General features: G+C 70.4%; 16 protein-coding genes. 7 read left to right on the plus strand and 9 right to left on the minus strand.

Annotated elements, in window-relative coordinates:
• Positions 1-60 precede the first annotated feature (60 nt).
• The 3 genes from IPJ59_RS32560 to IPJ59_RS32570 form a co-directional block, all read right to left on the minus strand.
• Positions 61-2,088, minus strand: coding sequence for a choice-of-anchor L domain-containing protein (locus IPJ59_RS32560; RefSeq protein WP_293275108.1), 2,028 nt, complete (start codon positions 2,086-2,088; stop codon positions 61-63).
• Between the two features lie 288 nt (positions 2,089-2,376).
• Positions 2,377-3,780 (minus strand): vWA domain-containing protein, encoded by a 1,404-nt coding sequence (locus IPJ59_RS32565; protein WP_293261974.1) that lies wholly within the window; start codon positions 3,778-3,780, stop codon positions 2,377-2,379.
• A gap of 191 nt (positions 3,781-3,971) precedes the next feature.
• Positions 3,972-4,430 carry a DUF6918 family protein gene (locus tag IPJ59_RS32570; RefSeq protein ID WP_293261977.1) on the minus strand — a complete coding sequence of 153 codons (459 nt, stop codon included), beginning with the start codon at positions 4,428-4,430 and terminating at the stop codon, positions 3,972-3,974.
• Between the two features lie 266 nt (positions 4,431-4,696).
• On the opposite strand from IPJ59_RS32570, the gene IPJ59_RS32575 reads away from it, so the two are divergent.
• Complete coding sequence (locus IPJ59_RS32575; protein ID WP_293275110.1) at positions 4,697-6,898, plus strand: S9 family peptidase; 2,202 nt, start codon at positions 4,697-4,699, stop codon at positions 6,896-6,898.
• Between the two features lie 4 nt (positions 6,899-6,902).
• A complete protein-coding gene (locus IPJ59_RS32580; RefSeq protein WP_293275112.1) occupies positions 6,903-8,933 on the plus strand; it encodes an ATP-dependent helicase in 2,031 nt (676 codons plus the stop codon).
• A 4-nt stretch (positions 8,934-8,937) separates the two neighbouring features.
• Here IPJ59_RS32580 and IPJ59_RS32585 read toward each other — a convergent pair whose 3' ends face one another.
• Positions 8,938-9,984 carry a hypothetical protein gene (locus IPJ59_RS32585; protein ID WP_293275113.1) on the minus strand — a complete coding sequence of 349 codons (1,047 nt, stop codon included), beginning with the start codon at positions 9,982-9,984 and terminating at the stop codon, positions 8,938-8,940.
• A 158-nt stretch (positions 9,985-10,142) separates the two neighbouring features.
• Between IPJ59_RS32585 and IPJ59_RS32590 the strand changes: the two genes are divergently transcribed.
• The gene (locus IPJ59_RS32590; protein WP_293261989.1) at positions 10,143-11,606 is read left to right on the plus strand and encodes a lipase family protein; all 1,464 of its coding nucleotides are present in this window, start codon (positions 10,143-10,145) and stop codon (positions 11,604-11,606) included.
• Positions 11,607-11,720: 114 nt separating this feature from the next.
• Here the strand turns inward: IPJ59_RS32590 and IPJ59_RS32595 are convergent, their stop codons facing one another.
• The 3 genes from IPJ59_RS32595 to IPJ59_RS32605 form a co-directional block, all read right to left on the minus strand.
• The gene (locus IPJ59_RS32595) at positions 11,721-13,352 is read right to left on the minus strand and encodes a vWA domain-containing protein (protein WP_293275115.1); all 1,632 of its coding nucleotides are present in this window, start codon (positions 13,350-13,352) and stop codon (positions 11,721-11,723) included.
• 32 nt (positions 13,353-13,384) lie between these two features.
• Entirely contained in the window at positions 13,385-15,058 is a 1,674-nt protein-coding gene (locus tag IPJ59_RS32600) for a hypothetical protein (protein ID WP_293275117.1), read from the minus strand.
• Positions 15,059-15,382: 324 nt separating this feature from the next.
• On the minus strand, positions 15,383-16,126 hold the full coding sequence (locus IPJ59_RS32605) for an MBL fold metallo-hydrolase (RefSeq protein ID WP_293261996.1): 744 nt from the start codon (positions 16,124-16,126) through the stop codon (positions 15,383-15,385).
• 148 nt (positions 16,127-16,274) lie between these two features.
• On the opposite strand from IPJ59_RS32605, the gene IPJ59_RS32610 reads away from it, so the two are divergent.
• The 3 genes from IPJ59_RS32610 to IPJ59_RS32620 all read left to right on the plus strand — a co-directional run bounded on the left by IPJ59_RS32610 (position 16,275) and on the right by IPJ59_RS32620 (position 18,654).
• Positions 16,275-17,303: a hypothetical protein gene (locus IPJ59_RS32610; protein ID WP_293261997.1), complete on the plus strand. Its 1,029-nt coding sequence runs from the start codon at positions 16,275-16,277 to the stop codon at positions 17,301-17,303.
• 131 nt (positions 17,304-17,434) lie between these two features.
• Positions 17,435-18,439 carry a hypothetical protein gene (locus IPJ59_RS32615; protein WP_293261998.1) on the plus strand — a complete coding sequence of 335 codons (1,005 nt, stop codon included), beginning with the start codon at positions 17,435-17,437 and terminating at the stop codon, positions 18,437-18,439.
• A 2-nt stretch (positions 18,440-18,441) separates the two neighbouring features.
• Positions 18,442-18,654: a hypothetical protein gene (locus IPJ59_RS32620; protein WP_293275119.1), complete on the plus strand. Its 213-nt coding sequence runs from the start codon at positions 18,442-18,444 to the stop codon at positions 18,652-18,654.
• 18 nt (positions 18,655-18,672) lie between these two features.
• Here the strand turns inward: IPJ59_RS32620 and IPJ59_RS32625 are convergent, their stop codons facing one another.
• Together IPJ59_RS32625 and IPJ59_RS32630 are read right to left on the minus strand one after the other, a co-directional pair.
• On the minus strand, positions 18,673-19,185 hold the full coding sequence (locus IPJ59_RS32625) for a glycerol-3-phosphate dehydrogenase C-terminal domain-containing protein (protein WP_293275121.1): 513 nt from the start codon (positions 19,183-19,185) through the stop codon (positions 18,673-18,675).
• Positions 19,158-20,336, minus strand: coding sequence for a glycerol-3-phosphate dehydrogenase/oxidase (locus IPJ59_RS32630; RefSeq protein WP_293275123.1), 1,179 nt, complete (start codon positions 20,334-20,336; stop codon positions 19,158-19,160). Before IPJ59_RS32630 ends, IPJ59_RS32625 begins: the two co-directional genes overlap by 28 nt.
• A 41-nt stretch (positions 20,337-20,377) precedes the next feature.
• Here IPJ59_RS32630 and IPJ59_RS32635 point away from each other — a divergent pair, with 41 nt between their 5' ends.
• Entirely contained in the window at positions 20,378-21,874 is a 1,497-nt protein-coding gene (locus IPJ59_RS32635) for an FHA domain-containing protein (RefSeq protein ID WP_293275124.1), read from the plus strand.
• The last annotated feature ends 114 nt before the right edge of the window (positions 21,875-21,988 follow it).

The raw sequence follows: 21,988 nt of genomic DNA on the forward strand, positions 1-21,988 counted from the left end.
CCGCGTGACACAAGGCCGTCCTGGCCCCGACGTGACCCGGGACCGGCGGCCGCGCGCCGATCAGTTGGGCTGCACGCCGGGCTGCGAGGCCTGCACCGACCACACCCAGTCGTCGAGCAGCACCAGCGAGTCGTAGATCCCGTCCGAGGTGTCCCAGATGACGAAGCGGATCTCCATCGTCTCGCCGCCCGTGACATTGCCCGCCATCTTGAGCCAGTTCGTGCCGCCGCCGGTCGTGTTGTTCGCCCCGCAGCCGCCCTCGAGGATGTCCATGCCGGTGCCCGTGAGCTGGCCGGTGCCGAGGCAGCCGTTGTAGTTGCCGCCGTTCACGCCGGCGCAGCCGTAGGTGCCGTTCTTGCACTGCGTGAACAGGCCCGGCGCCGCCTTCACCAGGTTCACGCCGACCGGGTAGATCTGGTTGTTGAGCGTGTAGACGGCGATGTTCTTGTCGAGGATCTTGGGGTTCACGCCCGTGGAGTCGAGCAGCGTCACGAACATGTCGTTATACGGGGTGCAGGTCCACTCCGGCCACTCCGATGACATGAAGTACATCTGCACGTTGAACGACTTGGCGTTGGTCGGCACGCGCACGCGGATCTTCAGCATCACGCTGTTGTAGGCCTGGTTGCTGCCCGCCGCGGGGCAGCCCGGCGCGTTCGGGAACACGTTGCCATTGAGCCCCAGCCAGTCCGCCGGGGCCGCGCTGTTGGCCGCGTTGTCCTTGCCGGTCTGGAAGTCGGCGTAGGCCGGATTCACGTCGCCGAAGGCGGCCGCGTTGCCGGTCGAGAACACCGCGAGGCTGTTGTTCTGCTGCGGCACGATGCCGCCGGTGCCGAACTTCGGGCGGATCGACTTGGCCGCCGCGTCGGGGTTGCCGGCCCCGTTGCCGCGGAACAACCCCGCCGAGATCACGCCCCACTTCTTGGTCGGCAGCGGCGGGTTCTCGACCGTGAACTGACACAGGTCGATCGCCTTGGCGTAGTCGGTCGGCGTGTTCGAGTTGCTGGCCAGACCCTGATCGCAGGCCGGCACCGGGTTGTCCTTGATGCCGTCGCAGTCGTCGTCGACCATGTTGCCGGGGAACTCGAAGGCGCCCGGGTTGACCAGAAGCGGGTTTTGGCACGCGGGCCCGACCGCGTCGCAACAGTCGCCCTTGCACACCGTCCAGCCGTCGCCGTCCTCGTCCGGGTCCTCGTCCGTCACCCCATCGCAGTCGTCGTCGAGGTTGTTCGTGCAAATGTCGGTCTGCTTCGGCAGCACCTCGCCCTGGCACGGCCCGAAGGCGGTCCCCTGCGGGTTGCAGGTCTGCAGGCCGCCCTTGCAGATGCCCTTGTTCTGGGTGCCGTCCGGACCCGTGTAGCACCCGACCTGCTCGCCCGGGTTGCACTCGCAGCTGCCGTCCACCTCGCAGCCGTTGCCCGGGTCCTTGTCGCAGTTGCTGAAGTCGCCGACGCAGGCCCCGAGCCCGCACACACCCATCGTGCACGCCGCCGCCGCGTTGTCCGGCACCGGGCATGGGTCGCAGCTGCCGCAGTGCAGGACGTCATTCAGCAGGTCGAAGCACTGGTCGCCGCAGCAGGCCAGCCCGTCCTGACACGGCTGCATCATGTTGCAGCCCGGCACGCAGGCCTTCGTACCCTTGTCGCACACCGTGCCGAGCCCGCAGTTGGCGTCGACCAGGCAGCCGATGCACTGATTGGCGTCGACATCGCAGACCGTGCCGCCCATGCAGTCGAGGTCCTCGTTGCAGCCCGGCTCGCACAGGCCGCTGCCGCCGTTGCAAAACTGGCCCATCGGACAGTCGGCCTCCATGCACATCGGCGGCGGCTCGCCCGTGCTGCCCGTGTCGGCGCCGGTGCCGGTCGCGGTCACGTCGCCCGTGGTCGTGTCCGCGGCGGTCGCCGACGGATCCGACGGGCCGCCGCTGGTGCTCGGGCTGCTGTTCGCGGTCGTGGCCGCCGAGTCCGTGCCCTGCGAGTCACTGCCGCCGTTGCTCGTGGTCGGCGCGCTGTCGCTGGTCGGCTGCCCGCTGGTCGTCTGCCCCCCCGTCATCGTGGCGACCGTCGGGTTGGTCGCCGTGGGGTTCACCGTGTCGCCGCTCGCCACTCCGCCGTCGTCACTACAGCCGAGGAGAAGCGGCGCTACCAGGCACGCCGCGACAAGACCAGACTTCTGATACCGCATCTCGCCATCGTAGCCCGAGCCCGCGACCCGCCACAAGTTCCCGCGCAACGCCGCTTTTGCCGATATGCGCGAAGGTACGCATCCACGACTTGCCCCTTCCACAAGCGCGGAGCCGGGGACGCGACGACCACCCCTCATGGTCGACGACCCCGGCTCCCACGCGATGTCCTCATCGGACCCGCGAGCCACTCACTAGTTCGGCACGCAGAAGAAATTCACGTCGGCCTTGCCGCTGGTCTTCAGGTTCATGCAGGCCGTGCCGCACAGCTCAATCGCGTCGTACGGGCCGTTCGGGTTGGTGTAGACCCAGCCGTTCTCGTTGCCGCAGTTCATCACGTGCGGCACCTTCACGCCGTCGATCTTGACGATCGTGAACTCCGGCTTGGCCGGCTCGACATCGAGCTTGATGATGCAGCTGAGCGCGTCGGCGATGACCGCGTCGAGCGCCGCCGACAGTTCGATCTGGTTGTCGGCGTTGTAGAACTTCTCGTTGGGGTCGTTCTTCGGGTTGCCGCCCAGCACCGCCAGCTCGTTGAGCTTGGTGAACGGGTTGATCATGTCGGGACTGCCGTCCTGCTTGCCATCGCTGAGCATGTTGATCGTGTTGATGCCGATGACGTAGGTCGGAATCTTGTCCTTCGTGAAGGCGTCGCCGACGATCGTGTGCAGCGTCTGGTCGTACATCTCGAACAATGGCGGCGGCGCCAGGCCCATGCCGCAGTTCGCCGCGCCGTCCGTGATCAACAGCAGGGCCTTCGGCACGTCGGCCGGCAGGGTCTTCAGGTGATTGAGCGCCGAGGTGACGCCCGCGGCCGCCGGCGTCCCGCCGTAGATCGCCATCGTGTTGGCCGCCGGGATGCCGGCGAGGATCGCCGCCTGGTTCTTCGCCTTCACCTTGATCTCGACGTTGGCGTTCACCAGGCAGGCGTTGGCGTTGTAGACCTGCTGCGCCGACTTGTTGGGGAACAGGTTGGCGCCGAAGTTCACCTTGTCGTTGAACTTGCCGGTCACCGTGTCCACCACCTGATAGAGGCTGTTCCAGCGGGTGATGGTGGGCGTGTTCGGGTTGGCGTCGTGGTCCCACAGCGTCAGCATCGAGCCCGACTTGTCGAGCGCCAGCATCATGTTGGGGATGACCGGCTTCAGGGTCGCCATCTGCACCTGGCAGGGGGTCTCCTCGGTGGTGCCGCCGATGCCGGTGCTCATGTCGGCGACCGTCGTGTCACCGCCACCGGTGGTGGTGGTGCCGCCCGGGTCGGTGGTGGTCGTATCGGGGAGGGTGGTGGCCGAGTCGCTCACGCTCACCGCCCCCGTCGACGCGGCGCTGGTCGCCGAGTCGGTCCCTGCGGTGGGATCACTGGTCCCGCTGGTCGCCGCGGTATCGGTGCCGCTGATCGACCCGCCCGTCGACGACTGCGAGCTCATCCCGCCGGTGACACCGTCGGTCGCGCTCGCGGAGCCCTCGGTCGGCACGCCCGAGCCCGACGTCGACACGCCCGTCGTCGGGTTCGTCCCCGGCGTCGTCATCGCGTCGGAGGCGGAGCCCTCGCCGTTGTCACCGCAACCGAACTGCACGAGCAGAGAGGAGAGAACCAAGGAGCCAGCCAATCTACGCATCACCGTCACCCCCAACATGAACGCAGCCTATCAGGAATTCACCGCCCCGCCCCACACGGCGACGCGGGCGATCTTGCGCCGCCGACCACCACGGAGCCGCGCACCGCGGCCCACTCCAGCCCACCCAACGCGACCGCCAACCGCGACCGCGACCACTGCGAACGAACCCCTCAAACGAAGGGAGTCAACGCGCGCACGAGACCTGGCACCGCCGCCTGCACGTGCTCCTCGGCGGTGTCACGCAGGCGGGCGTAGGTCTTCTTCAGCGCCCCGCTGGCCTTCTCGGCGCGGCGGTCGGTGACCGTGAGCAAGGCCGCCGCGACCCGCCTCGGATCGGCCTGCATGTGCGCGCTGAACAGCTCCGACCGCGCTTGCCCCTTCGCCGCGACCTGCTGCTCCACCTCGTCGAACATCGGCTGCATCGCCTCCGCGAACTCCGGCAGCAGCCGGTCGACCACCTCCGACACCATCGTCGGCTTGATCGTCTTCACCAGCTTGTAGCCCGCCTTCACCGCGAGCCCAGAGAACCCCGACTTGCTCGCAACCTCGCTGTCAATGAGAACAGCGCAGGCACGCACGACCTGCGGACGGAGCTCGGGCTGGGTGAGGATCTCGGCGAGATTGGCCATGGGGGCGCCCTGTATGGCCGAATTCCCGCGACGAATCAAGCGCCGTCGCCGCTGGCAGATCGCCGCCCGGGACTGGCACAAACGTCGGACAGATCTGGCCGCCCGTGGACAGCCGCCGCGAACGTTGAGATCCTGCGCCCGCGATGCATGCCGCACAATCCGTCCCAGGCATCCCGGGTCTCGTCCCGCTCCTGTGCGCCGCGCTCGCAGCATGCTCGCCGCGCGCGTCCACCCCCGACGAGCACGGCCCACCCGCTCCCGCACCCATGCAGCCCACTCCTCCGCCGCCCGCCGCATCGTCGCCACCCCTGGCCCTCGAAGACGCCGCCGCCTACCCGCTGCCCGGCCTCCTCCACCCACAGAGCATCAGCTTCACCCCCGACGACCGCGCCCTCAGCTACCTCCGCAGCCCCGAACGCAACCTCACCCGCCAGCTCTACCGCCTCGACCTCGAGTCGGGCGACGAGACCCTGCTGGTCGCCCCGCCCGGCGGCGGCGCCACCGAGGAGAACCTGTCGCTCACGGAGAAGCTCCGCCGCGAACGTCAGCGCGTCCGCGAGCTCGGCGTCACCAGCTACGCCTGGGCCACCCAGGGCACGCGCCTGCTGGTCCCGCTCACCGGCGACATCTACGTGCAGGACGGCGAACGCGGCCCGCCACGCCACATCGTCGACACCGACGACAAGCCCGCCATCGACCCCCAGCTCTCGCGCGACGGCATGCAGGTCGCCTACGTGCAAGACGACGAGCTCTACGTCGTCAGCGCCCAGGGCGGCGCGCCGAGTCAGCGCACGAAGGGCGCCCGCGGCACCGGCAAGACCCACGGCCTCGCCGAGTACATCGCCCAGGAAGAGATGAACCGCAGCCACGGCTTCTGGTGGTCGTGGGACGGCGAACAGCTCGCGTTCACCGAAGTCGACGAGACCCACATCCCGAAGTACCGCATCGTCCACCAGGGCAAGGATCGCACCGGCGAGGGCGCCCAGGAGGATCACGCCTACCCCTTCGCCGGGGCCGCCAACGCCAAGGTGCGCCTCGGCGTGGTCGCGGCCAGCGGCAGCGACAAGGTCACGTGGATGGACCTCGGCGACGACCCCGACCCCTACCTCGCGCGCGTGCAGTGGCTGCCCGACGGCAGCCTCAGCGCCCAGATCGAGAACCGGGCCCAGACCCACCTCACCCTCCTGCGCCTCGACCCGAAGACCGGCCGCAGCACGCCCCTGCTGACCGAGTCGAGCGACCTGTGGATCAACCTCCACGACATGCTGCGCCCGATCGCCGAGGGCCCCTTCGCCGGCCACTTCGTGTGGGCCAGCGAGCGCAGCGGCTACCGCCACCTCTACCTGTACGACGGGACAGGCCAGCTGGTCCGCGCGCTCACCAGCGGTGGTGGCGAGGCCCAGGTCGACGCCATCGTCGAGATCGACGAGCCCCGCGGCCTGCTCTACTACCTCGGCAACACCCTTGGGGAGGGCGGCGACCCGACCGGCCAGCGCCTCTACGTCGTCCCCCTCGCCGGCGGCGAACCGCGCTGCCTCACCCCCGAGCCCGGCAGCCACGGCGTCGTCATCGACCACGCCCTGCGCCGCTTCGTCGACGTCCACAGCAGCATCGCGATCCCGCCGCGCCTGCGCCTGCGCGACCTGAACACCGGAGCTGTCCTGAAGGACATCCCCACGCCGGAGGACCCCCGCGTCGCCGAACTGAAGCTGCCGCCGCCCGAGCTCGCCACCTTCAAGAACCGCCACGGCGACACCCTCCACGCCGCGATCTACCGCCCAGAGGGCGAGGGACCCTTCCCCACCATGGTCTCGGTGTACGGCGGACCGCACGCGCAGCGGGTCGTCGACGCCTGGGGCACCACCGTCGACATGCGCGCCCAGGCCCTGCGCAGCCGCGGCTACCTCGTCGTCAAGATCGACAACCGCGGCAGCGCCCGCCGCGGCCTCGCCTTCGAGGCCGCGATCCGCCACGACCTCGGCCACCTCGAGCTCGAGGACCAGCAGGACGGCGTCGACTGGCTGGTCAAGCGCGGCCTCACAGACCGCCAGCGCGTCGGCATCTACGGCTGGTCCTACGGCGGCTACCTCGCGGCGATGGCCCTGGTCCGCGCCCCCGAGACCTTCAAGCTGGCGATCGCCGGCGCCCCCGTCACCCACTGGGACGGCTACGACACCCACTACACCGAGCGCTACATGGGCACCCCCGCCGAGAACCAGGGCGGCTACACCGTCAGCTCGGTGATGCATCACGTCGACAACCTGCGCGGCAAGCTGCTGCTCGTCCACGGCATGATCGACGAGAACGTCCACTTTCGCCACACCGCCCGCCTCATCAACGCCCTGATCACGGCGCGCAAGCCCTACGACCTGCTGCTCTTCCCCGACGAGCGCCACATGCCGCGCCGCCTCGAGGACCGCGTCCACATGGAGCAGCAGATCCTCGACTACATCGGCAAGCACCTGTAGCCCCTTGAAGTACGTCCTCAAGACGAGCGCCCCCCAGCGCCACAGCTTCGACCTCACCCGCGAGCTGAACCCGCAGCAGATCGCCGTCGTCGAGGCCCCGCCGCGCGAGCTGCTCGTGCTCGCCGGCGCCGGCACCGGCAAGACCCGCACGCTCACCTACCGCGTCGCCCGCCTCGTCGCCGCCGGCTGCAACCCCGAGCGCATCCTCCTGTGCACCTTCACCAACCGCGCCGCCCGCGAGATGGTCGCCCGCGTCGAGGCCCTGCTCGGCATCGACATGCGCCGCTGCTCCGCCGGCACCTTCCATCACATCGGCAACCGCGTGCTCCGCCGCCACGGCCAGGCCATCGGCCTGTCCCCCGACTTCGGCATTCTCGACCCCGAGGACGCGCGCACCCTGCTCGGCTCCGTCATCGCCGAGCTCGGCATCGAGGCCCTCAGCGCCCGCCGCTTCCCCACCCCCAAGGTGCTCGCCAACCTCATCAGCCTGGCCACCGGCACCCGCCAACCGCTCGAGAAGGTGGTCGAGCAGCACAACCTCAAGCTGCTCGACCAGGCCGGCATGATGGCCCAGGTCGCCCGCCGCTTCGCCGAGCGCAAGCGCCAGATGAACGTCTGCGACTTCGACGACCTCCTGTCGGAGTGGCTGCGCCTGCTCGAGGATCCCACGCTCCGCCATGTCGGCGACGAGCTGCGCGCCGCCTACGATCACGTGCTGGTCGACGAGTACCAGGACATCAACGCCGCCCAGGGCGCCCTGTGCGACGCCATGGCCGTCGGCCACCAGAGCCTCACCTGCGTCGGCGACGACGCCCAGTCGATCTACAGCTTCCGCGGCGCCGACTTCACCCAGATCGCCGCGTTCCGGGCCCGCCACCCGCAGGCCGATCTCTACAAGCTCACGATCAACTACCGCAGCAGCCCGCAGATCCTCGCGCTCGCCAACCGCAGCATCGCCCACAACCGCAGCCAGTACCCCAAGGAGCTGCAGGCGGTGAAGCCCGCCGGCGCCGTCCCGGCCGTGATCCCGCTGCGCGACGTGTTCCAGCAGGCCGAGTTCATCGCCCAGCGCGTGCTCGAGCTGCACCACGAGTACGACACCCCGCTCGCCCGCATGGCCGTGCTCTACCGCAACCACAGCCACAGCCTCGAGCTGCAGGTCGAGCTCACCCGGCGCCAGATCCCCTTCAGCGTCCGCTCCGGCCTCCGCTTCTTCGAGCAGGCGCACATCAAGGACGTCTGCGCCTACCTGCGCGCGCGCCAGAACCCGCAAGACGCCCTCAGCTGGGTCCGCCTGCTGCGCCTGTGGCCCGGCATCGGCGCCCAGACGGCCGAGCAGCTCGCAACCTTGCTGGCCGCGCCCCTGTCCCAAAGTACAGGTGGCAGCAGCGCCCAGCGCCTCGCCGAGCAGGCCGCGCGGGCCCGCGGCCGTGCCCGCGACGCGCTCACCCGCCTCGCCGAGCTGTGGGCGATCCTCGAGGACCCGGCCCTGCAGAGCCCCGGCGACATGATCCGCCGCGTCGTCGAGCGCCACTACGGCGAGTACGCCGACCGCAACTTCCCCAACGCCGCGGCCCGCAAGGACGACCTCGAGCAGCTCGCCGGCTACGCCGCCCGCTACCCAGCCGCCAGCGAATTCCTCGGCGAGCTCGCGCTCGTCCAGGGCATCAGCGCCGAGAACGTGCTCGGCGCCGAGGAGCCCGACGACAAGCTCGTGCTGTCCACGATCCACCAGGCCAAGGGCCTCGAGTGGCCGATCTGCTTCGTCCTGTGGCTCGCCGAGGGCCGCTTCCCGATGGCCACCGCCATGCGTCAGCCGGCCGACATCGAGGAGGAGCGCCGCCTCTTCTACGTCGCGGTCACCCGCGCCGGCGACGAGCTCTACCTCAGCTATCCCGTGATCGAGGAGACCCGCGACGGCCCCTCGCACATGCTGCGCCCCAGCAAGTTCCTGCTCGAGCTCGACACCCTGCCCGCCGTGTTCGACCGCTGGCAGATCGAGGAGGCCCCGGCCGACCCGGCGCCGGTCGGCTGACCCCTCACTCCCACTCGAGCAGGCTCAGCGAGGCCGCCACCAGCTGGCCCATCGTCTCGCAGCCGCGGAACCTGGCGTCGCGGTGGTGGTGCGCCAGCTCCTGACCGAGGCGGCGCACGTTCTCCGGCGGCGCCAGCTCGTCGTCGGCCATCACCGCCAGCAGCTCGCCGAGCGCCTCGTGCTCCGCGCGGGCGCGGTGGCGCAGCAGCGTGTGCTCCTCCTCCTGGTACTGGCGCACCGACTCCGGCGTCATGCAGCGGCTCGCCAGGAAGATGATCGCGTTGTTCTGCGGGTAGTACTTCGGCATGTACACGTTGCAGCGGCCCTCGTGGCTCTGCTGGTCGAAGTCGATCGCGCGGATGCGGTACATCGTCTCGTCGAAGTCCGGGATCACGTGGACCACGAAGTTGCTCGAGTGCATGTCGCCGAGCAGGCGCAGGAAGCAGCGCTCGTTGAACTTGACGAACTCCTTGCCGAGCCGCACCTCGTCGATCCGCGTGTCCTTCAGGTGATCGCGGATGAACTGGTCGCCCGGGATCCCCGAGATGTGCTCCTCGATCAGGGTGTTCCCGTCGCACAAGAAGTCGACGCGGTTGGGCGACAGCAGGTCCTCGAGCTCGAGCCCGTAGATCCGCGAGGCGTCGGCCTGCTTGACGTAGAAGTAGTCGAAGTTCTCGTTCAGCGTGTTCAAGATCCGCACGCGAAACGGCTGGGTGTTGCCGTAGGTGCACACGTCCACGCGATCGGTCACCAGGTGCTTCATCAGCGAGGTGTTGCCCATCACCCGCAGGCTCGCGTAGGTGCGGACCAGGTCGCGATCGATCTCCTTGCGCAGCGACGACGGGTAGAGCACCGATCGCCACAGCGTGTCCCGCCCGCGCTTGTCGTAGACCGGCGTCGTGTCGTCGTAGCGCGTGAGGTCGGCGTAGCTCACAGGCAGGCCACCCGCCCAGCCACCCGCCACGTCCACCGCCCGGCCGTGCCGGCGCAGATAGCTGAACAGCCCCTCCGACACGCGGAAGCTCCGCTTCTTGCGTGAGATCATCGCCATGCGGGCCGGAGGATCGCAGCCGCCTGGCCCCGCGAGCAAGCATTCCGGCCGCCGGCGTGTGCGCCCAGTCATGAGCCAGGCAGCGGCCAAGATCAGGCGGACGCCGTTGCAGGGTCTGGCGCGCCGTCGCCGGTCTCTGCCAAGATGCCCGCTTGCCCATGACCTACCGCCCGCTCTGTCTCTGCCTCACCGCCCTCTCTCTCTCGGCCGCCTGCGGCGACGACGGCGGTGGTGACACCGCCGACGCCAGCACCGGCGACACCGCGGCCGCGACCGACACCGCCACGCCGACCACCACCGACGGGGCCGACTCGAGCGGCGGCGAGGAGGGCTCGAGCGGCGGCAGCACCGGTGACACCGGCGAGAACGCCTTCCCGGCCGGCGGCTGCGGCCTGCCCGACTACGCCCTGCTCCCACCGACCGACATGGGCGAGGTGCTCGACTCCGGCTTCGTCATCCACTTCGACGCGGCCACGATCGACGGCCTGCTCAACGCCCAGGGCTTCGGCGCGCTGGCCCCCGTGGCCTACGGCGCCGACGTGTACAAGATCCGCTACCGCACCCAGGATCGCGGCGAGGCCGTCGAGGCCACCGGCTTCATCAGCTACCCCACCGGCGACGCCGTCGGCGAGCGCCCGGTCGTCGTGTGGGCCCACGGCACCACCGGCTTCACCGACAAGTGCGGGCCCACGGCCGCCCCCGACGGCTACATCGTGCCGGCCCTGCTCGCCGCGCTGGGCTTCGTCACCGTCGCCCCCGACTACCTCGGCCTCAACGGCTGGGGCGCGCCCGCCGGGTTCCTCCATCCCTACGTCGTCCCCGAGCCGACCGCGATCGCCACCCTCGACTCGCTGCGCGCGCTGGTCCGCTTCACCAGCGACACCGGCGAGTCGGTCCCCGCCACGCCCGGCAAGGACATCATCCTGTTCGGCGCCTCCGAGGGCGGCTTCGCCACCCTGTGGGCCGACCGCTACGCCCCGTACTACGCCCCCGAATTCAAGATCCTGGCGAACGTCGCCTCGGTCCCGCCGACCGACTCCTTCGGGCTCACCAAGCACGGCGCCACCGTGTTCGGCCCGACCACCGGCGTGCTCGCGGCCGCGGTCGTCGGCGGCCACGACTGGTACCGCGTGCCCAACCCGCTGAACGAGGTGCTCAGCGACAACGTGGCTGCGGCGCTGCCCAAGCTGATGACCGAGGACTGCGGCGCCGACGTCCCCCCGGACATCACGATGACCAACCAGGTCTACCAGCAGAGCTTCATCGACGCGATCGTCGCCGACGACATCGACGCGCTCGGCCCGGTCGGCTGCATCCTCCAGCGCGCCTCGCTCGGCACCAGCGACCTGCCGCTCATGGTCAAGACCCCGACGCTCGTGGTCCTCGGCGAGGCCGACGACCTCGTCTACGCGCCCGTGGTCCGCGAAGACCTGCCCCGGCTATGCGACCAGGGCTACGTCATCGAGCACCACGAGTGCGCCGGCGCCGGCCACGTCGACGCCGCGACCAGCTCGATCCCCTTCGTCATCGCCTGGGCCAACGACCGCCTCGCCGGCAAGCCGCTCGTCGAGCCCTGCGAGATCCACGCCCCCGTCGACTGCGGGCCGGCGCCCATGCCCTGACCCGCCATCACAGGCCCGCGCCATCGCAGGCATCACGGGTCCGGCCCATCACGGGTCCGGCCCATCACGGGTCCGGCCCATCACAGGCCCGCGATCCCCGGGTGAGGCACAGCCTCAGTCATTCGGCCACGGCTCCGGCAGCGGGACCTGGCCGGGCTGGGTCGGCGGCGGCTCGGTCGCCCCGGCCGCGATGAGATTGGCCTTGAACAGGCGGATGTACTTCAGGTCGTCCTCGATGTCGAAGTCGGGGTTGCTCACCAGCCACGCGTCGACGTTGAGGTCGAGGCTGTCGAGCACCTTGTAAGCGCCGATCAGGTCGCCCTGGCTCGCGCGCGTGGCCGCCATCTGGAAGCCGACGAAGATGTTGAGCATCACGAAGCTCTTCTCGACGCTGAGGTCGTCGAAGGTGCCCTTCTCGAGGTCGACCTGATCCGGCGCCACGGGGATCTGGATCGCCACCTTCTCGTCGACGTAGCTGTCGGTGTGCGGCACGCGGTAGCGCAGCATCAGGTCGCCCACGGCCTTGGTCGCCGGCGCGTTCTGCTTGCGCAGCAGCTCGAGCAAGATCGCCCCGCCGCCGCCCCGCCGGCCGCCGTTGTCGTGATCGTCGACCGCGGTGCGGTGGGCCAGCTGCAGGTTCGGGATCTCGATGCTCCCCGCGCCGTGGGTGAAGTCGTAGAGCTTGGTGCCATAGATACCGCGCAGCACGTAGGCGTCGCCGATGTCGACGTCCAGCGAGACATCCTCCGCCAGCGGCACCAGGAAGGACGTGACCTCCTCGTGAAAGACCTCCTTCACCGCGGCCGGGTCCTCGAGGAAGTAGAAGCTGCCGCTGGCCTGCTCCGACAGCGAGCGCATCAGGTCGACGTCGAACTCGGTGCCGACCCCGATCGTCGTCAGACCGTAGCCCTGCGCCGCGTAGCCGGCCGCCATGCTGATGATCTTGGCGTCGTTCGTGATGCCCTCGGTCGCGTTGCCGTCGGACAGGAAGATCACCCGGTTCTGCGCGTAGTCCTCGGCGTGCTCCGCGACCAGCTCGAAGCCGGTGCGCAGGCCGTCGTAGATGTTGGTACCGCCGCTCGCAGCGATCGCGTCGATCGCGTTGATGAGCTCCGGCGCGTCGCCCGTGACCGCCTCGACCTGCACCCGCGCGCTGGTCGAGAAGGTGATGAGAGAGATGTGGTCGCCCGACTCGAGGCCGTCGAGCATGCGCATCAGGCCGTCGCGCACGTAGGCGATCGGCTCGCCCTCCATCGAGCCGCTGGTGTCGATGACCAGGCTCAGGTTGAGCGGCGGCCGCTCGAGCTTGTCGACGTCGATCGCGGTGTTCATGCCGACCAGCACGGTGATGCAGTCCGAGCCGGTGATCATATTCCCCATCTGCCCGAACAGGCCGTGCAGGCACACGTCGTTGGGACAGCCGGGCTTGGGCAGCTCGACCTTGTGCTCGTTGAAGAAGCCGACGTCGTCGATCGTGTTCGGGCCGGGGATCTCGCCCATCTCGAGGATCTGCTTGAACTGACCGAAGTCCTGCGAGCCGCCCTGACCGACCCCGAGGCCGCCCTCGTCGCCGCCGTCGCTGCCACCTTCGTCGCCGCTGGCGCTGGCGGCGGTGCCCTGGCCCGCCGTGTCCTCCTTGGCGTCCCCGCCGAGGCCCGAGTCACCGCAGGCGGGCAAGAGCGAGAGCGGGGCGCACAGCGCAGCGAGGCCGAGCAGCGGACGCATGGATGTGATTCGAGACTTCATGGCGGACTCCTGGGGAACAGTCGAAGGGGATCTCAGGGCTGGCTGGGGCTGCGGACGGCGACGACCTCGAAGTCGAGGCCGAGCTCATCAGGGCCCTCGGCGCACACGGGGTTCAGGATGACGCGCTCCTCGGCGTGGGCGAACCACAGCGCGAGGCTGGTGCTCGCGCCCTGCAAGGTGATCTGGCCGCCGGGCTTGGCGACCTGCACCTCGCCGTCCTCGTAGCGCACGCTCACCTCGGTCGGCCGCGCGACGGTGCCGCAGTCCGGGTCCGGCGCGATGGCGGCGTCGAACACGACCTTGCTGGCCATCACGGTGTCGGCGAACTTCGGCACCTCACGGCCGCGCGAGACGACCATGGCCACCTTGGGCGGCGGGTCCACGTCCTCGGGACCCTGGACGCGGGTCAGCTCGAGCACGTCGCCGCTGGCGAAGCTCTCGACCGTGATCCACTGGTCCTGCACGAACGGGAAGCTGTCCGCCGGCAAGCACAGGTACCAGCGCGGGATGTCGATGCCGGCGTCGAACTCGAGGCCGATGCAACCATCGGGTCCGAGATCGAGGTTGGTGATCTGCATGGCCCCGCCAGCCAGCGGCGGGTCGCTCCACGCGAGGCGCTCGACGTCCGGGCCGGGGTAGTAGGCGTCAGCCGGCGGGAAGGGGTCGACCTCGTACACGATCTCGCGCTGCGACGAAGCGACCGAGACCTGCCCGTCCGCGTCGGCCCCGAGCAGCACGCCGCCTGGGCGGTGCTGGCTGGCGTCCTCGATCGATCCAGGGATCAGCTCGACCGCGATCTCGCTGGCGTGCCAGAACAGGATGAAGGGCTCGACCAGGCTGTCGCCCTCGACGCGCACCGCATAGCACTGGCGCGACGCGAGCGAGAGGTCGCGCGCGGCCGCGTTGGTGTTCGGCGGCATCGACCAGGTGCGCCCGGCCCCAAACAGCGACTCCGAGAGCAACAGGCCCGGATCCTCCTCGGCGGCGATACAGTCGATCTGAACCTCCGGCAGCAGATCACGGGTGCGGACGATGAGGTCGGCGCTGCTCCCGTTGTGCAGGTACGCGTCGGCGTCGATGTCCTCGTACACGATGCCGCTGTCCACACCGGTGTCCCACTCGCCCACGTCCCCGACGTCGCCCACGTCGCCCTCCTCGCCCGGCGGCGGGTTCGGTGAGCTGGTGGCGATCGACAGCGAGGTGCCAGCACAGACCGCCGCCAGCTGGGCCAAGCGCGGGGCCATACGCGATGTGAGCTGGAGCCGTGGCGCGGGCCGACGCATCGCCGGCAGCAGCGCGCGCCAGCCGAGCGCCAGCACCGGCAGGGCGATCAGATCGGTCGGGTCGACGGTGATGCTCCACGCGTTGCCGACCAGCCCCATCAACCACGACCACGCGTCGGCGGCCGCCGACGAGACCTTGATCGCCGCGAACACGGCCCCGACCGCGACATGGCAGAAGAGCAGCCCCCGCCGCGTGCGCAGCCCCAGCAGCGCGGCCAGCAGCGCCGGCGCGACGACCATGCCGGCGAGGTCGCTCAGCTTGCCCGTGAGCCCGCCCGGCAGCAGCCCGGAGCCCTTGAGCAGATGGTCATTCACGCCGAGCAGGGCCAGCGCAGCCAGCCAGGTCGGCGTCAACAGAGCCCGCCCCGGGCGCAGCTCGGGACGGGTAGAGAACGGAGTGGTCAGCCAGCGCGGGAGGGTCATGGGAGGCTCGCAGCGGTCGCCTTGCAAGTCATCGGCCAGCGAACTACGGCCGGGCTTACACGCGTGTCACTGTCGATCGTCGCTGATCGTGACAGCCGCCACAAGCGCTTTCCCTGCGTGGCAGCCCGCCGCACCTTCGGCCCGTGTCGCGCGCTCACCCGACCGCGGCAGCCGCGGCAGACATGCCGGACCACGACATTGCGATCAGGGCCACTCGCCCTCGGCTCGCCCTCGGCTCGCCCTGTCCTCGCCCTGTCCTCGGCCCTCGGCTCGCCCACCACTCGGCTCGCCCACCACTCGGCCCACTCGGCCCTCGGCTCGCCCTCACGGAGTCAGCCGCTCGCCCTCACGCGCGCACGCGATCGCCAGCCCCACGGGGTCGAGCTGATCGGGGTAATGGATGAGGCGCATGTGCCGACGCTGAGCCTCCGGCAACGCCAGCAGCGAGGCGAGCGGCGTGTGCACGCCGAAGTTGGTCTCGTGGAAGAAGAGGTCGCTGGCCGCCAACCACGCGATGAGCCCCGCGTCGAAGGCCGTGTCCGCGCTGTAGCCGATCACCCGCTCGCCGACCCGCACGCGCAGCGCCGAGGTCGGGATGTGATGGATCGTCCGCCGCCACTCGAGCTCGAGCGGCCCGAGTCGCGTCACGCCCGGCGCGAGCACCTGCACCTCGGCGTAGTCCGCGAGGGTCAAGCTGGTGTGCGAGCCATCGGGGTGCATCAACGTGTCCATGCCGCCGCGCAGCCGCGCGTCCCATAGCCCGGCGAGCACCTCGGGGATCGCGTGGATCGTGGTCTTGCGCCCGGTCACGAAGCGGCGCCAGAACAACAATTGCTCGAGGCCCCCGCAGTGGTCGCCGTGCAGGTGGGTGATGAGCACGTGATCGATGTCGTCGAGCCCCACCGTGTCGCGGCTCGCCAGCGAGTGGTCGCGCAGCGCCCGGGCCAGCGCCGGCGGAGCATCGACAAGCAAGCGCTGGTCACCCGCCTCGAACAACAGACACGCGTTGTAGTAGCGGGCGGTGAAGGCGTCCCCGACGCCGACGACGCGGACCGAGAGCTCGGACATGCCGCAGGATACCCGAGCGCCGAGGAACGCCACGTGGCAGGACGCCACACCACACCCCTGGGCGTCCCCGCTCAGCATCCCAGACCTTCGATTTCACTAACAAAATTATCGCCACCAGCCCGGCCCACGACGCGCAATGATGGCCGGCATGACGACCCTGACCCGCTCCACCCTGGCCGCCTCGATCGCCCTCTCGCTGCTGTCCGGCGGATGCTTCCTGCTCGGCGAAGGCGGGGCCAAGTTCATCGAGGCCGACGACGTCCGCCTTGACCTCCCGGGGGCGGTGAGCAACCGCGACGTCGACCCCTCGATGATCCACGGCGACCTCCACGACGCGGCCATCCGCGTCACCGAGGACGTGAACACCTGGGTCACCTCGATGGTCGAGACCTCGGCCCGCGTCGTCGAGTACCTCGACCGCGTCCCCGAGACCAGCCGCGACGGCAACACCCGCGTCTACGGCCCCTACGCCGACCGCGACGGCCGCGACCTCGGCTGGCTGGTGCGCATCGACGAGAGCGCCGACACCACCAACTTCGAGCTCCACGTCGGCCCGCGTACGGCCGCCTCGCAGGCCGACATGAACAAGCTGATGAGCGGCTCGCTCGTCGCCACCGAGGAGGACCGCAGCGGCGGCTTCACCCTCGACTTCGACGTCGTCGAGAAGTACCCCGACATCAAGGGCGACGCCGCCAAGCTCTACACCTACGCCGGGGCCGTCAGCGTCACATTCGAGCGCCAGCTCGGCAGCGACTTCAAGCACATCGACATGGACTTCCAGGACCTGTCGGTGCTCTACGAGGGCTTCCTCGACGACGATGCCTTCTTCAGCGACGACACGTACACCTACCACCGCGCCGCCGACGGCTCGGGCAGCTTCCGCCTGGCCCTGCTCGGCGAGTGGGACGACTTCGGCTGGAGCGGCCCGGCGCAGGAGAACATGACCCTCGAGTGGGCCTGGACCCCGACGGGCGAGGGCCGCACGCGCGGCAGCATCGTCGAGGTCGACGGCGTCGGCGACATGAAGCATGGCGACCTCGCGCTCGAGGAGTGCTTCGGCGCCGATGGCTACCTCACCTGGCGCCAGATCAACGACGCCTACCTGGTCGAGGCGCCCGAGTACAACCTCGGCGACCCCAAGAGCTGTGCGCTCGGCGTCGACGCCTTCGACAAGTAGACGGAGTGCCATGCGCACTCCGGCGAGCGCGAGGCGCCGCAACGCGCCGACCCGCTCCACCGCCAAGAATCTGGGAATCTCGCCGGCCGGTCTGGTGTTTCGAGCCGGGGCAGTATACTGCCCCGCACCCCATGGCCTCCTCGCGAATCAAGAGCCTGACCAAGCTGGCGCTGCTGCTCGGCGCCCCGATGGCGCTGCTGCTCGCGCTGTTCGGCAGCGGCGTCCACTGCGGCCACGCCAACCGGGCCGCGATCCTCGGCTTCGAGCGCGACTGGCTCGGCATGGACGTCGTCGTGCCCGAGCCGCCCGCGCCCGCGCCAGTCACCACGCCAGTCACCACGCCCACGCCCGTCACGCCCGCGCCCACGCCGACACCCGTCGTCACCACACCAGTCACCACGCCAGTCGTCACGCCCACGCCCACGCCCGTCGTCGTCACGCCCACGACGCCCCCCCCGGTCGTTGACCCCGCGCCGGTGGCCCTCGGCATCGTCCGCGATCCGATCCCGCTGACGATCACCCCCCCTGCGCCGCTGCCCGCGGACCTGCAGGCCCGCCTCGCCGAGCCGGTCCGTGTCCGCGTCACGATGCTCGTCGATCCCGAGCTCGTCGACCGCCGCCCGGACTGGATCGCCTACACGCAGCGGCACGTCGCCTGGGCCTCCCAGGTGCTCGAGGCCCAGATCGGTGTGCACCTCGAGCTGCGCGGCGTGCTCGTGTGGCCCGACGCGCAGGACACCAACCTCATCGCCCTCGTCGCCGACCTCCAGCAGCGCCCGCGCGACGGCGCCGACCTCGTCCTCGGTCTGAGTCACCGCAGCTTCGCCGGCGCGCCCGTCCTCAGCGCCGAGCTCCCCGCCGACCACAACCTCGGCCACGCGCTCGTGCAAGCCAGCCCCGGCTCACGCGCGCCGCACCTGCGCGGCATGCTCCACGCCGTCGGTCAGGCGCTCGGCGCCTTCGCCATCCGCGACCCCGCCAGCGAACCCTGGCGCGCCGGCTCCTTCATGGCCGACGTGCTCGCGCCCGACACCCTGGCGATCACCCTCGACGACGACAGCCGCAGGCGCCTGCTCGAGCGCAAGTCGTTGCCCTTCGCCGCCGCCCCGCAAGACCTCGAGCCGCAGGAGCACTGACCATGGCCCAGCCCGCGCGACCCGTCCCGCAGAAGCAACCGCCGCCCGAGGTGGCCGAGGCCCCGACCACCCGGCTGGCCTGGATCCTCGGCTGGGTCGTCAGCCCGCTCCTGTTCTTCGGCGGGATCTTCCTCGGCGGCGTCTATGTCGGCGCCAACCACCCCGAGGGATGGATCGCCAGCGTCGTGCTGTGGTTCACCGGCCTGTTCGGCTGACCTGTTCGCTCGGGCACCTCAGCAGCGCCCGAGGCTGCGTCCGGTCTCGCGGTGCATGAGCTCGCGGTAGCGTTCGATCTCCTCGTCCACTGCGCTCGCCGGCCGACCCCACGCCGCCACCAGGCGCTCGGCGATCGGCCGCGCCACGTGGATCCCCAGCTCCCCGTCCGTCAGCGCCAGCGGCAGGCGGCGCCGCAGGATGTCCTCGATGTGTACGCAGCCCTCGGCCGCGATCGCATGATCGACCTCGGCCCAGAGATACGGGAGATCGGCGATGAGGCGCTCGCCAAGAGCGGGTTCGCGCGTGATGCGGGCCGCCAGCTCGCGGGCGAAGGGTCCATGCCGTCCCGCGAGCTCCGCCATGTGCGGCATGCCGAGTTCGGCCGGCGTCAACGGCCGACCCGGCACCAGCGGCAGGCGGTGCGTGCTGCAGCGCGGCAAGTGGAGGCCGAGCGCGGCCTCCACCTTGTCGACCGCCTCCTCGGCCATGGCCCGGTAGGTCGTCAGCTTGCCGCCGACCAGCGCGAACACCCCCGTCTCGGTCTCGACGATGCGGTGGCTGCGAGACAGCTCGACCGTCGAGTCGCCGCCCGCGGCCGAGGCGGCGCGCACCAGCGGCCGAACCCCGGACCAGGCGCTGACAATGCGGTCATGCCGGAGCCCTGACTCGGCAGGATGCGGCCGATCATGCGAAACAGCTCGTCGGCGTCGGCCGTGGTCACCCCCGAGGCCCCCGGGTCGCCCTCGTACGCGGTGTCGGTGGTGCCGAGGTACGTCCGCGCACCCCACGGCACCACGAACAAGATCCGCCGCTCCTTCGCCGCCTGCACCACCACCGGCTGACGCAGCGGCAGATCGGCGGCCTTCAGGACGATGTGGATCCCGCGTGAGAGGCTCAGCAATTGCCGCCCTGATGCCCCGAGGAGCTTCTCCGAGGTCCACGGCCCCGCCGCCACGAACACCGCGCGCGCCTGCACCCGCACCCCATCGGCGAGCTCGGCCACGTGCAGCGGCCCCTCCCGCCGCAGCGCCACCACCGGGCTGTACGTCAGCACCTCCGCTCCGTGCCGCCGCGCGCTCTGCAAGGTCGTGAGCGTCAGCCGAGCGTCGTCGGTAACAGCGTCCTCGTAGCTCACCGCCCCGCGCAGCCCCTCGGCGACCAGCAGCGGCTCGAGCCGACGCGTCGCCGCCGGTCCGAGCGTCCGATGGCCACGGCTGCGGTACAGGCTGAGGGCGTCGTAGAGCGTGAGCCCGACCCGCAGCTTCCACAGGGGCAGGCGGTCGCCGCGGTAGGCCGGGAACAGGAACTGGACCGGCGCGACCAGGTGCCCCGCGATCTTGTACAGGCGACGACGCTCCCGCAGCGCCTCGTACACCAGGCCGATCTCGCCTTGCTCGAGATAGCGGACGCCGCCGTGGATCAGCCGGCTCGAGCGCGACGAGGTCCCGAAGGCGAGGTCGCGGCCATCCACGACCAGCACTCGCAGGCCGCGCATGGCCGCGTCCCGAGCGATGCCGGCGCCGGTGATGCCGGCGCCCACGACGAGCAGGTCCCACGGAGCAGGGTCCGCGCCGGTCCGGATCCGGTCCGCGAGGGCGCGGATCTCCGCCGGCCCCCAGGCGGGCGGGGCCACTTGTTCGGCGAGGGCGTCGGCGCGATTGTTGCGCCTAGTGGCGGGCATTTGTGACACTGTGCTCAGCCTACTGCGAACTGGAGACCTCGATGGCCTCGTACACGCTCCACATCCAATACGTCGACCGCCCCGCAGAGACACGCACCTTCACCCAAGCCAAGGTCACCTTCGGTCGCGACGCCGGCGACGTGGTCTTGCATGACACGCAGGTCTCCGGCAGGCACGGCGAGATCAGCTTCGACGGCAACACCCTGCGCTACACCGATGTGGGCTCGACCAACGGCAGCTTCCTGCTGCAAGGCCAGCGCGTCGCCAACATCGAACTCACGCCGGGCATCGCCCTCCGCCTCGGCAACTCGTTGATCACGGTGCAGGTCATCGATGTGCCCAATGTAGCCGGAAAGGGTCGCACTGTGATCGCCGGTCCAGGCATGGCCCCCGGCTTCCCGGCGCCGATGCGTGCGCCCGGTGGTCCGCCCGGACCCGGCTCCTCGGGCGCCGCCATCCCGCGCCCCGGCATGCCCGCCCCGCCCGCGCCTCCGCCCGGCGGCTTCGCCTTCGCCCCGACCGCCCAGATGCAGAGCCCGATGATGCCGCCAGGCATGCCCGCGGGTCCGCAGGCCGGCGCCTTCGTGCCGCAGCCGCCCGCGCCGATGGCCCCGCCGATGGCCCCACCACAGCCCGCCGCAGCGCCGATCGCCGCCCCGCCGCAGCCCGCCTACGCACCACCGCCGGGACCGCCACCTGGACCGCCACCCGGACCGCCACCTGGCACCTTCCCGGGCACCTCGCAGGCCCCGCTCACCGCACCCGCCCCGGTCACCACGCCGGCCGCCCAGCCCCCGACCAACGCGGTCGCCATGCAGGCCCCGCCCGCCGACGGCGCCAAGCCAGACCTCGTCAACGACGTGAAGACCGCGCTCGCCGGCGGTTGGTCCGTGCTCGCGCCGACCGCCGTGCTGACCGTCGGGATGTTCGCCGCCGTGATGGTGCCGGTCTCCGTGCTCGCCTGGCTGTTCGTGCTGATCCTCCCGCTCAGCATCGCCGGCATCCTCGCCTCGCTGCTCGCGCTCGTGCAGGCGCTGGCGATGCTGATCCTCGTCCCGAGCGCGTACCGCTACGTGCTCGCCGCCCACCTCGGCATCCCGATCACCCCCAAGGCCGCCGTCGAGGAGGTGCGCGCCAAGATCGGCGACGTGTTCGTCAACATGCTGATCCCCGGCATCGTGCTCGGCGTGTTCGCCGGCCCGATCTACTGGATCGAGGGCAAGAAGCTCGGCGAGGTCATCTCGCGCAACTTCAACCTGCTCGGCCGCGACATCGTCACCATCATCGTCAGCTGGCTCGCCCTGATCGTCCCGCTCGCGATCACGGTCGGCATCGTCAACTGGCTGCTGGTCAAGCTCCTCGGCGTCGTCGGCCTGCTGCTCGCCAGCATCGTCAGCAACACCCTCAGCGCCGTGATGATCGCCTACGGCATCGGCCTCGGCACCTGGTTCTACTTCAACATCCGCCGCCGCTTCGAGGGCGGCGACCCCGAGGGCGACGCCCGCGTGCGCCTCGGCGCCTCGCTGCCGCCAGCCTAGTGGCCCAAGGGCGGCCTGATCGCCGCCGATCGCCGCCTGATCGTTTTCGGCGAACGAAGGGACATGTCCTTTGGGACATGTCCCTTCCGCGCGCGTGCGGACCGACGGCATGTG

Origin of the sequence: Nannocystis sp., assembly GCF_016714285.1 — a bacterium.
GTDB lineage: Bacteria > Myxococcota_A > Polyangia > Nannocystales > Nannocystaceae > Nannocystis.